This is a genomic window from uncultured Ruegeria sp., from assembly GCF_947497005.1.
Classification (GTDB): Bacteria; Pseudomonadota; Alphaproteobacteria; order Rhodobacterales; family Rhodobacteraceae; genus Ruegeria.
Map to the genome: position 1 here is coordinate 24,359 of NZ_CANMFF010000020.1, position 12,881 is coordinate 37,239.

Genomic DNA, 12,881 nt, shown 5'->3' on the forward strand with positions numbered 1-12,881 from the left:
AACACGAGAGTGACGTTTACGTAATTCAGACGCTGCGTCACTTTATTGTTGACGTAACATCCGGTCACGTAAGCGGGCTGCAGGGTAATTTTCTTTCCGTGACGTCAAGCTGATTTCGTTGCCAAAGCAGTCGCAATTGCACAAACGACGCGCTTCCCTTCCCATAAACTTGGGTCCCGATGAATAAAAAGCTCAGCGTAGGTGGGCCGACTATTCCAGCGATTTGGCCGTTTGGTCGCGCAGACTTTTGAGTTCGTCCATGGCCTCGTCCAGTTGTTGGCGTTGCTGCTGAAGCTCGCTCATCTGGCGATCTGCCATCTCGACAAAAGTGGCCATTTGCGCCTCATTGCCCTGATCTTCATAGATCAGAAGCCATTGGCGAATCTCTTCCAGAGGGAATCCGAACTTGCGGCCACGCATGATCAGCTTCATCCGTGCGCATTCCCTTGCGCCATAAAACCGGGACCGGCCTTCGCGGTCCGGTTGCAGAAGCTCGATATATTCGTAATAGCGCAGGGTGCGCGGTGTTACCTCGAACTCCGTGCACATTTCTTTGAATGACAAACGGTTGTTGGACATTCCTGGTCTCCTCGCCAGCAACCTAGGCGGTCCCGATCCCCAGCGCAACAGGTGGGCTTGCCCTTTGCCAAAACAGCGGCTCATAAAGGGAGGGCAGAGAACAGGACGCAAATCTCATGGTCGATAAGACAGTTTTAGCCCGCCAGTTTATCGAGGCGATACCTCATGCGCGGGCTCTAAACCTGACGCTGACCCATATCGGCGAGGGTGAGGCAGAGATCACGCTGCCATACAACGAGGATCTGATCGGAGACCCGCGCACCGGTGTGATCCATGGCGGAGCAATCTCGACCATCTTGGATACGTGCTGCGGTGCTGCTGTGATGAGCCACCCCTCCGCGCCCGGAGGGACTGCAACCATCGACCTGCGGATCGACTACATGCGGGCGGCAACGCCAGGTCAGACGATAACGGCGCGCGCGACCTGCTATCACATCACGCGGAACGTGGCCTTTGTTCGGGCCACTGCTGTGGATATCGACAAGGACTTGCCTGTGGCCACCGCTGCGGGGTCTTTTACGGTTGAGGGGAATTAATATGGCAAGACCTCGTCCCGAACCGGTGCAGGTGGTCAAGCAAAGGCGTGATGCGGCATTGCGTGCGCTAGTTGATGGTGTCCCTTACATCCGTTTTCTCGACATCAGCTTCGACCGGCGCGGGGATGAATTGACCGGAGTGCTGAATTTCGATGACAAACTGATCGGCAATCCGTTTTTACCTGCGATTCATGGTGGGGTGACAGCTGCGTTTCTGGAAGTAACAGCCGTCATCACCCTCAGTTGGGAGCATATGTTCCCGCGTATCGAAAGTGGTGAGATCGACGGTGAGACCATCGTGACGGACAAGAGCATTCGGTTCCCCAAGACAATTGACTTTACCGTCGATTATCTGCGCTCGGGCCTTCCGCGGGATGCTTATGCACGGGCCTTTATCAGCAGGTCCGGACGGCGCTATGCCTCGGTCCGGGTCGAAGCCTGGCAGGACAATCACGCAAAACTGTTTGCGCAGGCATCGGGGCATTTTCTGATGCCTCAACCCCCTAAGGACAAGAGCTGACCATGCAGGACGCCTCGGCACCCATCACGCATAGGCGGGTGCTGAAGGTCGCGGCGCCAATTGTCCTGTCGAACGCCACAGTTCCGATTCTGGGGGCAGTGGATACAGGCGTTGTCGGACAGATGGGTCTGGCGGCTCCGATCGGGGCGGTTGGAATTGGGGCCGTGATCCTGTCCACTGTCTATTGGGTTTTCGGCTTCCTGCGGATGGGAACCACCGGTATGGCGGCGCAGGCCCGCGGGGCAGGTGATACCGTTGAGACCCGCGCGTTGCTGATACGCGGCCTGATGCTTGGGGGCGCGGCTGGGCTGTTCTTTATCCTCGCGCAAGTAGCCGTGTTCGCAGGTGCGTTTGCACTGTCTCCAGCAAGTCCCGAGGTTGAAGCGTTGACCCGCGCATACCTGGAGATTCGTATCTGGGGCGCGCCCGCAACGATTGCGCTTTACGCCGTTACGGGCTGGCTGATTGCTGTCGAGCGCACGCGCGGCGTGTTCATTCTGCAGGTCTGGATGAACGGGCTGAATATCGTGCTGGACCTGTGGTTCGTACTGGGCCTGGGCTGGGGAGTCGAAGGCGTTGCCATCGCTACTTTGATTGCGGAATGGACCGGCTTAGCCTTGGGGCTGTGGCTGTGCCGGGACGGGTTCGCGGACGAAATCTGGCGCGATTGGGCTCGCATATTTGATACCGCCAGGTTGCGACGGATGTTGCAGGTCAACGGCGATATCATGTTCCGCTCGGTTCTGTTGACCGCATCGTTCACAACTTTTCTGTTTGTCGGCTCGGATCTGGGCGATGTGAATCTGGCAGCCAATCAGGTCTTGCTTCAGTTTCTTGAAATCACAGCCTTCGCGCTGGATGGGTTTGCTTTTTCCGCCGAAGCGTTGGTAGGGGGTGCAGTTGGGGCCAGAGACAGGCACCAAGTGCGTCGGGCTTCTGTCATGGCGTCGCAATGGGGTGTGGGCGGCGCGCTTTTGTTGGGCGCGGTTTTCTTTGTTGCCGGTCCGGCTCTGATCGATCTCATGTCAACCTCGCCGCAGGTGCGCGAAGCCGGGCGCGAGTTCCTGTTCTGGGCTGCGATTGCCCCGGTAATCGGGGTGGCCAGCTGGATGTTTGATGGTATCTACATCGGTGCTACCTGGACCCGCGCAATGCGCAACGCGATGATTCAGTCGGTGGCGATCTATGTGGTTGCGCTATTCATCTTGGTGCCGAGTTTCGGCAATCACGGCCTGTGGGCCGCGTTGATGGTTCTCAATATTGCACGTGGCGTGACAATGGGTTGGCGCTATCCTAAGCTTGAGGCACAGGTAGGCTAGAGCAACGCCAACAGATTTTCCGGCGGGCGGCCGATGGCGGCTTTGCGTCCGACAATGGCAAGCGGGCGTTCAATTAGGATCGGGTTCTCGGCCATGGCACGGATCAGGTCATCGCCGGACGAGGTTTTAGTCAGCCCCAGTTCCTTGAACCGATTTTCGCCTGTCCGCATCATTTCAATGGGCGACAGTCCAAGAGCGGACTGTGCCGCACGCAATTGTTCCACTGTGGGCGCGTCTTCAAGATACTTTCGCAGAGTGATCTGCGCGCCATTTTCTTCCAACAGCGCCAGTCCGGCGCGGGATTTGGAACAGCGAGGGTTGTGCCAGTATTCGATCATAGCCAATCCTTTTGTTTGCTGCCGACGGCTTGGGATACGGTGTCAAAGCCGTCACGAGCCAGAAGCTCATCGACTCCTCTGGCTATGTCTGCCGCCAGAGAAATGCCGCCATAAACCATCGCCGTATAGAACTGTACGGCCGACGCCCCGGCGCAAATCTTGGCGTAGGCCTGCTCGGCATTGCTTATGCCGCCGACACCGATCAGGGGAATATTACCACCCGTCAGCTGGCTGAGCCGCGCCAGGACGCGAGTGGATTTTTCGAACAGCGGCGCGCCCGACAAACCACCGGCTTCACTCTTATGCGCACTATGCAGCCCGTCGCGGGACAGAGTGGTGTTGGTGGCGATCACAGCGTCCACTCGGGTTTCGCATGCGACATCGGCGATGTCCTGTATTTCTGCTTCGGACAGATCAGGCGCAATTTTGAGGAAGATCGGCAGTGCACGCGGCAGCGTGTCCCGCGTCTCGATTACGCCGCTCAAAAGCGCGGTCAGTGCAGCTTTGCCCTGCAAATCCCGCAGCTTTTCCGTATTCGGGGATGATACATTGACCGTTGCAAAATCCAGAAGTTCGGCGCAATGGGCCAGCACTTTGACAAAATCACCGGCGCGGTCATCGCTGTCCTTGTTGGCTCCAAGATTCAGGCCGATCACCGCGTTCTTGGGACGGCTAGCAAGCCGTTTGGCCATCACCTCCATGCCTTCGTTGTTGAAACCAAAGCGGTTGATTGCAGCTTTGTCCTCGGTCAGGCGAAACAGGCGCGGCTTGGGGTTTCCCGGTTGCGGGCGAGGCGTGACCGCCCCGACCTCAATAAACCCGAACCCAGCGCGCGACAGGGGCGTCAGAACTTCGCCGTTCTTGTCAAACCCAGCAGCCAAGCCAATCGGGTTCGACAGTTCCAGCCCGGCCAATTTGGTTTTCAGGCGCGGTGTTGTCACTGGTCCCGGAGCAGGCGTCAGCCCGGTTTTCAACGCCCTGATCGACATCCCGTGGGCGGCCTCGGGGTCCATGCGGTGCAGGGCGGTCAAGCCCAGTTTTTCTATCAATTTCATCCGAACGTCTTCCCGCCTTCACTTGAACCGCACCGGATCAGGCGCGAGGTTTCCACTGCGGCCTGGCGATGGACCACCGCCGCTCGGTAAACCGGGTCTGTCACCATTTCAAGGAATGCATGTGCGGTCGGGTAGCGCGCAATAAAAACGGCATCCCACGTTTCATCCGCTGGACCAATCAGGGTTGTCTCAAAAATCCCACGCCAAAGGATGCTCGCCCCAATGCGCTCAAGGATCGGCGCGGTTTCCGCACCGTACTTGTGATAGGCCTGCGCACCGTTCAGCCCTGCCTCTGACAATTCATGCGAGGGGGGATACTGTGCCTCGGCCCGGAATCTCACTAGATTGAGCATTTCAATCGGCTTGTTCCGATCCAAGGTCTTAAACGCCTCGAACTGGTCGCGATCCGGGTCGACATAGGACGTCACGTCATGCCCTCGGGAAACCGGTGCGCTGCACCGTCAAAGGGCAGAGGGCGCGACCAGACAACGTCGCTCATCCTGATCTGGCGATAGAGATGCGGGAACAGGGCATCGCCGCGCGAGACCTCCCATTTCAGGTCGTCGCCCATCGCATCGACCTCACATGCCAGCAAAGTCAGCCCTTCAACGCCAGCAAAGTGCTTGGCTGCCGTTTCAGCGGCTTGCTCGGCGGTTGAGAAGTGGACAAACCCGTCAGCGACGTCAATCGGTGCGCCGTCTGTGGCGCCCTGGTTTTGCAAGGCGGCCCATTCTTCGGCTCGGAAAATCTTGTATATCAGCATACTGACCTGATGCCCCGCTGGGCGCACGGAATCAAGCCGGATTTCTTCTTTGACTCTCTGTCGTGATGGGCGCACGATCCCCATAAACAATAACTGGGAGTTCCAAGATGCAGACCCGATTTTTGACTTCAGTTGCGGTTCTGGGCCTGACCGCTGGTGTTGCAACAGCCGACTACAAGTTGACGATTTTGCACACAAACGATTTTCATTCACGTTTCGAGCCGATCAATAAATACGACAGCGGATGCGGCGCCGAAGACAATGCTGAAGGCAAGTGTTTTGGTGGATCGGCGCGCCTTGTAACTGCCGTCAACGAAGCACGGGAGCGTGCCGAGAATTCGATTCTGGTGGACGGCGGGGATCAGTTCCAGGGGTCTCTTTTCTACACTTACTACAAGGGCAAGGTTGCTGCCGAGTTCATGAACAAGCTGGGCTATGATGCCATGACCGTGGGCAACCACGAGTTCGACGATGGCCCTGAAGTGCTGCGCGGCTTTATCGACTCGGTCGATTTCCCGGTTCTGATGTCTAACGCCGATATTCGCGACGAAGAACTTCTGACCGACCATATCAAGAAATCTACCGTGATCGAGGTGGGCGGCGAAAAGATTGGCCTGATTGGACTTACGCCGATCGATACGGATGAACTTGCATCGCCTGGACCCAACGTGACCTTTTCAGACCCGGTGCCGGCAGTGCAGGCCGAGGTCGACAAACTGACGGGTGAAGGTGTCAACAAGATCATCGTGCTCAGCCATTCAGGTTATGGTGTCGATCAGCGTGTCGCACAGGAGGCAAATGGGGTCGATGTGATCGTCGGCGGGCATTCGAATACATATCTTTCGAATGTGTCGGAGAAGGCCGCAGGCCCCTATCCTACGGTCGTCAACGGTGTGCAGATCGTTCAGGCTTATGCTTATGGCAAGTTTTTGGGCGAATTAAACGTCACATTTGATGACGACGGCAAAGTGTTGGAAGCCGTTGGTGAACCACTGATCATGGACAACGCCGTGACCGAGGATCAGGCCGCATTGGACCGGATCGCGGAATTGGCGGTGCCTCTGGATGAAATCCGAAGCAAGGTGGTCGCAAACGCGGCTGACGCCATCGAGGGCGATCGCGCTATGTGTCGCGTACAAGAATGCCCGATGGGCAATTTGGTTGCTGATGCGATGCTGGCACGGGTCGCGGAACAGGGCGTTCAGATCGCCATCGCCAACTCGGGCGGTTTGCGGGCGTCTATCGATCCTGGTGATGTGACTATGGGCGAAGTGCTGACTGTGCTGCCCTTCCAGAACACGCTGTCCACATTCGAGATCAATGGTCAGGGCGTCATCGATGCCCTTGAAAACGGCGTCAGCCAGGTGGAGGAAGTGAAAGGTCGTTTTCCGCAGGTTGCGGGCCTGAGCTTTGCCTGGGATCCTAGCGTTGCACCGAACGAAGGGCGTATCAGTGACGTGATGGTCGCCGAGGGAGACGGGTTTGTTCCGATTGATCCGAACAAGACCTACCTTGTCGTAACCAACAATTATGTGCGCAATGGTGGTGACGGGTACAAGATGTTCGAAGGCGATGACAAGAACGCTTATGATTTCGGCCCGGATCTTGCGGATGTAACTGCGGAATACCTGGCGGAAAACGCCCCGTATCAGCCTTATGTCGATGGACGCATCAAACAGAAGTGACTCTGGTCTCCGAAATGACAAAAGCCGCATCGATATGATGCGGCTTTTTCTGTTTCCAGACGGATCAGGTGAAGTCGTATTCCGGCCAAAGTTCCCGGTCGAACCCGTCGAGCATCGGTTTGATCTGATCCGCGACTTCGCGCCAGCCCCCGATTGACTTGGTCGAAATCTTGTTACGCACCTGATCGATACTGGCTGTACGTACTTGTTTGGTGTTCTTCTCGGGCTGCACCATGGAATCGTGCCATTCGATGTCACAGAATTCTGCAATTCGCTTGCTGTGGGTCAGGGGATCCGCCACCAGATCTTCATAGGGCATAGTCAGAATTCGGCCTGCGAATACCTTGTCCCAATGGGACATGTAACGGCGATACAGGTTTGCGGTATGTGCAATAGCCTCAAGGTTTGAGGCGTAGTTCATGCCACCTGCAGGGAACCTCCTGATCCACTTTGACAACCCGACATCACGCGGGTCACGCAGCATGTTGATGATTTTGGCGTTGGGGAAGGCAGCCAAAATAAAGCCGACGCGTTGAAAGTTGTGTGGGAGTTTATCGACGAAGGCGACGGAGCCGGCAGGAACCTGCGGCATCTGTTCGCGATAGTAGCGTGCAATCCCGCTCGCGGATTCTGCATCGAGTACCTTGTCCGACGTGTGAAATCTGGTCGACAATTCGGGCATCAGGGTCAATTCACCGCAGCCGGCAATATCGGGTGCAGAGCTCAGCATCATCTCCATCAGGGTCGTGCCGGATCGTGGCTGGCCAACAACAAAGATCGGCACTGGCGTGTCGCTCTGGACGTCAGTGAGCTCAGCCAACCCATGCGGGAACAACCTCAGAATCTCGTTCAGTTTTTCTTCTTCAGCTGCGAAATCATAGGGCAATATCTCATGCTGAACAGCGTTTGCCCTTTTAAACTGCGGCATCGCAGTGGCAAGGTCGTCGCCCTTCTGGATAAGATGTGCCTTGGCAAATTCAAGCTCCTGCAAAGGCTCGTCGTGCTCGGCCATGGAGTCTTCCACCGCAGCAATAAATTGCGGCACCGTGTCTTTTGCCGTCATGGTTGCCACCTGCAATAGTGCGTTGGGGTGATGAGGTTTGACCTCAAGAATGTCCCCCAAAATCTTCAGTGAGCCCTCTTTGTCGCCTGCCTGATGCAGATTGACTGCCTTTTGAAACGCAACGACGGTGTTTTCCGGGGCCAGATCATAAGCACGTTGAATGTCCAGCGTGCTTTCTTCGACGAAGCCCATGTGATGGTACGCCCGGGCGCGTTTTGCAAGCAATTCCGGGTTGTCCGGGTCAGAGGTCAGTTTGTGAGTGGTGAACTCAACGATCGACCGCCAGTTTTTGCCCTCACGCTGAATCTCATCAATGACCCGCATAAGTTCCCGATTGTTGGGGAATTTTTCGATCTTTTTCTCGGCATAGGCCAAAGCCCGCGAGATCTGTTCCGTTTGCATCAGTGCGTTTGCCAGGTTCTCAGCAAACTGCGGATCGTCCGGTTTCATCCGCGAGGCTTCAACGAAATGTGGGATGGACTTCCTGTACTGCTTCATTTCAGTCAGAACAAAACCAGCGATGGCTTGGTAGTCCGAGTCGTTCGGAAACTTCTTGATACCCAGCTGGGCCTTTTTCAGCGCTTGCGGAAGCTTGCCCGCGTCCAAAAGGGCCATTGCTTTACTCTTGAGGGATTGCGTTATTTGGTTTTCCATGTGACCCCGTAAGATCCTGTGCCAGTATCAAGATTGTTTCGGTGGTTCATTACCCATGTGCGGACGGTTTGCAATAACTCTTCCCAATGACGCGATGGCGCAGCTGTTTTCTGCACGCCCTGCAAATGCGCTGCCTGCGGTTCCGAACTTCAATGTTTGCCCGACAAATCAAGTGCATGTGGTGCGCGGCGGTGATTCCGGCCGTCAACTGGATGCGCTGCGCTGGGGGTTTCTGCCGCATTGGTACAAGACCGAAACCGCCGGGCCGTTGCTGATCAATGCGCGGTCCGAGACATTGGCGGAAAAACCTGCCTTTCGTGAGGCCTGCCGGTCGCGCCGCTGTCTGATCGTGGCAACAGGATTTTATGAATGGACCAAGTCGGAACAGGGAACGCGTCTGCCATGGTATATTCATCGTAAGGATGGAACCCCGATTGCATTTGCAGGGGTCTGGCAGGATTGGGGGCCAGATGAAAACCGACAAGGCACCTGCGCAATTGTCACGACGGCGGCCAACGAAAAACTCAGCGCCATTCACCATCGGATGCCTTTGATCTTGGAACCCGAAGATTGGCCATTGTGGCTGGGGGAAGTAGGAAAGGGGGCTGCACGTCTGATGCAGCCAAGCGTGGAAAATCTGCTGACTTTTCATCGTGTCGATGCGGCAGTGAACTCGAACCGGGCCAGCGGGCCCGATCTGATCGAACCTTTCGACGCTTGAGGGCGCGTGACCTTTCCTTTGGAAACGCATCAAGCTAGACCTTCGGCATGGCTCTGAATTTTCCTGATCTGACACAGCTTTACGCGCATGATTATGACACTGTCATCGACGTGCGCAGCCCGGCGGAGTTCGCCGAAGATCACTTGCCGGGCGCGATCAATCTGCCGGTTCTAAACAACGAAGAACGTGCCCGCGTTGGAACCATTTATGTGCAGGAAAGCCCGTTTTTGGCGCGCAAGCTTGGGGCTGCTCTGGTGTTCCGCAACGCGGCCAGCCACATCGAGCAGCATCTCAGCCATCATGAAGGCAGTTGGCGCCCTTTGGTTTATTGTTGGCGCGGCGGGCAGCGTTCCGGATCGTTCAGCTGGATGTTACAGCAAATCGGTTGGCGCGCAGAGGTGATAGACGGAGGTTACCGCACCTACCGAAGGCTGGTGAAAGCAAATTTGTATGACGATCCGTTGGCTCATCGCTTGGTGGCGTTGGATGGCTATACCGGCACGGCCAAGACAGAGCTGCTGGCCCTGTTGTACACACGCGGGGTGCAGGTTCTGGACCTTGAAGCACTGGCCAATCACCGAGGTTCTTTGCTAGGGGAAAGACCGGGGGGGCAGCCCAGCCAGAAAGCCTTTGAATCGGCGCTGGCGGGGGCGCTTTGCGGGATGAATCCGGCGCGCCCGATTATGGTCGAGGCGGAATCTTCCAAGATTGGTAACCTGATCCTGCCGCCCAGCTTGTGGAATGCTTTGTGTGCAGCCCCGCGGGTGAACATCACGGCTCCGATCGAAGCGCGCGCCACCTATTTGGTTCGGGCTTATGACGACATCCTGTCTGACAGCGATCGTTTGCGAGATCGACTATCACCGCTGCGCTTACATCGTGGGCACGAGGTCGTTGACGGATGGATGCACCTGATTGAGGCGGGGGAAAAACAGGCGCTGACTCAGGCGTTGATGGAGCAGCATTATGACCCGGCTTACACAAAGTCGCGGCGCTCTCGAACAGTTGAGGTTCTGGCCAGCCTTGATCTCGCTACCTTGGACGACGTCGGTTTGAGCGAGGCGACCACCCGGCTTGAAAGCCTGCTGGATCAGTTTTGAAGGCGCAGACCTGGCGTATCGGTGAGTTCACCAATGATCGTGGCCGGAAATCCTGCGTTCTTGAGATCACCAAGAAGGGTATTGGCAATCTCAGGCGCGACCGCGGCCAGCAAACCACCCGCTGTTTGCGGATCAAATAACAAAGCGGTTTTACCTTCAATCGGCAGATCAGGGGCAATTGCCCGATTGTCAGCAAAGATCGTTGAGCGAACGCCCTGATTGGTCAGCTCCAGCGCGCCGTTCATAACCTCCACCGCGTCCAGATCAAGCAAAGCACCGCACTTTGAAGCTTCGCAGATGCCTTGCAGGTGACCGGCCAGACCAAATCCGGTCACATCGGTCATCGCATGGGCCTGGCCCAATATGCGGGCCGCTGCGCCCTGCGGCTGTGTCATCTGCTGATAGGCTGCTGCGATCCAGGCACCATCAGCCAAGCCTGCCATCTCGGCCGCCATCAGAATACCGCTGCCTATTGGTTTGGTCAGAATCAGACGATCACCCGGCTGCCCACCCGCCAGCGTTATCGGGGCGGTCTCACACAGGCCTGTCTGTGTGAAACCGATGGTCATCTCGTCGCCCATGGAGCTGTGCCCGCCCACAATCTCGGCACCAGCGTCCCGCATGACGTCGCCTGCAACAGACATAATTTCGGTCATGGTACGGCTTTGTAGAGCAGCGGACATGCGCGGTAGAATGATCGTTGCTGTGGCTGCCTGAGGCGCGGCCCCCATAGCCCAGATATCCCCCAAGGCGTGAACGGCGGCTATGCGCGCCATAAGAGCGGGATCGTTGGTGAAAGCCCGCAGGTGATCTGTTGTAATGACCTGCTGAACCCCGCCTGTCTGGAGCAGAGCCGCGTCGTCTCCGGGCAGGGGTGTGATGTCCGTGCGGGTGGGGGCGGGTTGCGACTTCAGGGCGATTTGCAAAGCGTCGCGTCCGACCTTTGCACCGCACCCTCCGCACATGGGCTTTTCTCCCAGCGCCTCTTCAAGACCGGTCGCCCCTTCGCGCGGCAAGGCCGGGGTTTTCATCTGCGGAAGGTCCCGGAACCTGTTCATGAAGGTCTGGTCGATGTGGTTTTTCCATGTCCACATCATCGGTCCGCTGAAAGATGTTCCGAAACGCTCTCCCAGTGCTGATTTTCCACCCAGCGAAATCAGTTTGAGGTAATCTTTCTGCGGGTCATATTTGCGCATTCGACCGGCCCCCAGCGCTGCCCGCAGATTGTCGAACAGAACGGGTGCCTCGCGCACCGCGTAGACGCCCGCCTTGGGTCTGGGGTTGTCTGTCAGATGGGCGCAATCTCCGGCGGCGAACACCACGGGATCACTGGATTGCAGGTAGCTGTTCACCCGAATGAAGCCTTCCTGAAGGTCCAGCCCGGTATTTTCGATCCAGTCATAGGGCCGCGCTCCGGCTGCTCCGGTCACGAAACTGGCCGGTATCGAGCGCCCGTCTTGCAGTTCGACGTGATCCGGAACGATCCGGGAGATCACAGCGTTTTCAATCACCTCCACACCAAGATCGCGCATCGCGCGCCGGATCGTTGCTGCCGATTTGGGTTTGGTGGCAGTCAAGGCAGAGGCACTGTCGATCAGCGCAATCTGCGCCGTCCGATCTCTGGCTTTCAGCGCATGTGCCATCGCCATGACCAGTTCAACCCCCGCGACTCCACCGCCAATTACAACAACCGAAGCAGGGCCGTTTCCATCCAGATAAGCAGCCCACCGTGCTGCAAATGGACCCAATGGTTTGGCTGGCACTGCATGTTCGGCAAATCCGGGCATTGCAGGCATGTCCGATGTGATCCCAACATTGACAGACGCCACATCGAAACCCACCGGGGGACGCCCGTGAACATGCACTTCCTGACGATCGGTGTCGATTCCGTCGACCGCACTCAGAATGACCCGAGTGCCCGCAAACCGGGCCAGTTTGACTAGATCGATGTCCAGTTCCGACCGATCATAATGTCCCGCGACATATCCCGGTAACATCCCGGAATAGGGGGCAGTCGGGCCCGGGTTAATCACGGTCACCCGCACCCCGGGCAAAGAGTTCATGCCCCATTTGCGCAGCAGCAAAGCGTGGGTGTGACCTCCGCCAACTAGAACCAGATCGCGTGTCAGTGGCAGTGGAGGTGTGTGCATAGGTTTAATTCGTGCTGTGGTCCGGGACGTCCTCGACCTGCTCCACCGCGTGGGTGGCCCAAAGCTCATCCTCGCCCGCATCTGGCAGATCTTCGGGCTTTTCATGACGATGAATGTGCCATTTGGCAATGAACAGAGCCGTGATTGGAGCGGTCAGGAACAAAAACAGCGTGATCAGAAGCTCGTGCAGGGACAACTTTCCTTCCAGCAGGACGGAGTGCGCGATTGAGGCCAGCAGGACGCCACCCACACCCAATGTCGTTGCCTTGGTCGGCGCGTGCAGCCGGGACATCGGATCTTTCAGCTTGATCATGCCAAAAGATCCGACAAATCCGAATATGCCCGAGACAATCAGGAAAAAGGCGATCAGCAGTTCCACGATGAATGTCATGCCGCCC

General features: G+C 57.0%; 14 protein-coding genes. 6 read left to right on the plus strand and 8 right to left on the minus strand.

The genetic code is table 11. The annotated features are described in order from the left end of the window. Positions 1-210: 210 nt before the first annotated feature. Complete coding sequence (locus Q0816_RS21475) at positions 211-579, minus strand: MerR family DNA-binding transcriptional regulator (protein WP_298854464.1); 369 nt, start codon at positions 577-579, stop codon at positions 211-213. A 116-nt stretch (positions 580-695) separates the two neighbouring features. Between Q0816_RS21475 and Q0816_RS21480 the strand changes: the two genes are divergently transcribed. Genes Q0816_RS21480 through Q0816_RS21490 form a run of 3 tightly spaced genes read left to right on the plus strand, consistent with a single transcriptional unit; the run spans position 696 to position 2,954 of the window. Beyond that, on the plus strand, positions 696-1,115 hold the full coding sequence (locus Q0816_RS21480; RefSeq protein WP_298854466.1) for a PaaI family thioesterase: 420 nt from the start codon (positions 696-698) through the stop codon (positions 1,113-1,115). Position 1,116: 1 nt separating this feature from the next. Continuing rightward, positions 1,117-1,635 (plus strand): PaaI family thioesterase, encoded by a 519-nt coding sequence (locus Q0816_RS21485; RefSeq protein ID WP_298854468.1) that lies wholly within the window; start codon positions 1,117-1,119, stop codon positions 1,633-1,635. Between the two features lie 2 nt (positions 1,636-1,637). Further along, positions 1,638-2,954: an MATE family efflux transporter gene (locus Q0816_RS21490; RefSeq protein ID WP_298854470.1), complete on the plus strand. Its 1,317-nt coding sequence runs from the start codon at positions 1,638-1,640 to the stop codon at positions 2,952-2,954. Here the strand turns inward: Q0816_RS21490 and arsC are convergent. The 4 genes from arsC to Q0816_RS21510 are packed head-to-tail and all read right to left on the minus strand — an operon-like array spanning position 2,951 to position 5,110. Beyond that, entirely contained in the window at positions 2,951-3,292 is a 342-nt protein-coding gene (gene arsC / locus Q0816_RS21495; RefSeq protein WP_298854471.1) for an arsenate reductase (glutaredoxin), read from the minus strand. The genes Q0816_RS21490 and arsC overlap by 4 nt on opposite strands. After that, complete coding sequence (locus tag Q0816_RS21500; protein ID WP_298854474.1) at positions 3,289-4,347, minus strand: quinone-dependent dihydroorotate dehydrogenase; 1,059 nt, start codon at positions 4,345-4,347, stop codon at positions 3,289-3,291. The genes arsC and Q0816_RS21500 overlap by 4 nt, the downstream gene beginning before the upstream one ends. Beyond that, entirely contained in the window at positions 4,344-4,775 is a 432-nt protein-coding gene (locus Q0816_RS21505) for a DUF1330 domain-containing protein (RefSeq protein WP_298854476.1), read from the minus strand. The genes Q0816_RS21500 and Q0816_RS21505 overlap by 4 nt, the downstream gene beginning before the upstream one ends. Further along, a complete protein-coding gene (locus Q0816_RS21510) occupies positions 4,772-5,110 on the minus strand; it encodes a DUF952 domain-containing protein (RefSeq protein ID WP_298854479.1) in 339 nt (112 codons plus the stop codon). Before Q0816_RS21510 ends, Q0816_RS21505 begins: the two co-directional genes overlap by 4 nt. Positions 5,111-5,217: 107 nt before the next feature. Between Q0816_RS21510 and Q0816_RS21515 the strand changes: the two genes are divergently transcribed. Then, the gene (locus tag Q0816_RS21515) at positions 5,218-6,795 is read left to right on the plus strand and encodes a bifunctional UDP-sugar hydrolase/5'-nucleotidase (protein ID WP_298854481.1); all 1,578 of its coding nucleotides are present in this window, start codon (positions 5,218-5,220) and stop codon (positions 6,793-6,795) included. 64 nt (positions 6,796-6,859) lie between these two features. Here the strand turns inward: Q0816_RS21515 and Q0816_RS21520 are convergent, their stop codons facing one another. Further along, positions 6,860-8,473 (minus strand): tetratricopeptide repeat-containing sulfotransferase family protein, encoded by a 1,614-nt coding sequence (locus Q0816_RS21520; protein ID WP_298854483.1) that lies wholly within the window; start codon positions 8,471-8,473, stop codon positions 6,860-6,862. Positions 8,474-8,567: 94 nt separating this feature from the next. Between Q0816_RS21520 and Q0816_RS21525 the strand changes: the two genes are divergently transcribed. Beyond that, positions 8,568-9,233, plus strand: a complete 666-nt coding sequence (locus tag Q0816_RS21525; protein ID WP_298854485.1) for an SOS response-associated peptidase — start codon at positions 8,568-8,570, stop codon at positions 9,231-9,233. 47 nt (positions 9,234-9,280) lie between these two features. Continuing rightward, on the plus strand, positions 9,281-10,333 hold the full coding sequence (gene mnmH, locus Q0816_RS21530; RefSeq protein ID WP_298854486.1) for a tRNA 2-selenouridine(34) synthase MnmH: 1,053 nt from the start codon (positions 9,281-9,283) through the stop codon (positions 10,331-10,333). On the opposite strand, the gene selD is transcribed toward mnmH, so the two are convergent. Continuing rightward, positions 10,324-12,483 (minus strand): selenide, water dikinase SelD, encoded by a 2,160-nt coding sequence (gene selD, locus Q0816_RS21535; protein ID WP_298854488.1) that lies wholly within the window; start codon positions 12,481-12,483, stop codon positions 10,324-10,326. The two genes, mnmH and selD, sit on opposite strands and share 10 nt — an antisense overlap. A gap of 4 nt (positions 12,484-12,487) precedes the next feature. After that, positions 12,488-12,874 carry a Na+/H+ antiporter subunit G gene (locus Q0816_RS21540; RefSeq protein WP_298854490.1) on the minus strand — a complete coding sequence of 129 codons (387 nt, stop codon included), beginning with the start codon at positions 12,872-12,874 and terminating at the stop codon, positions 12,488-12,490. Between the last annotated feature and the right edge of the window lie 7 nt (positions 12,875-12,881).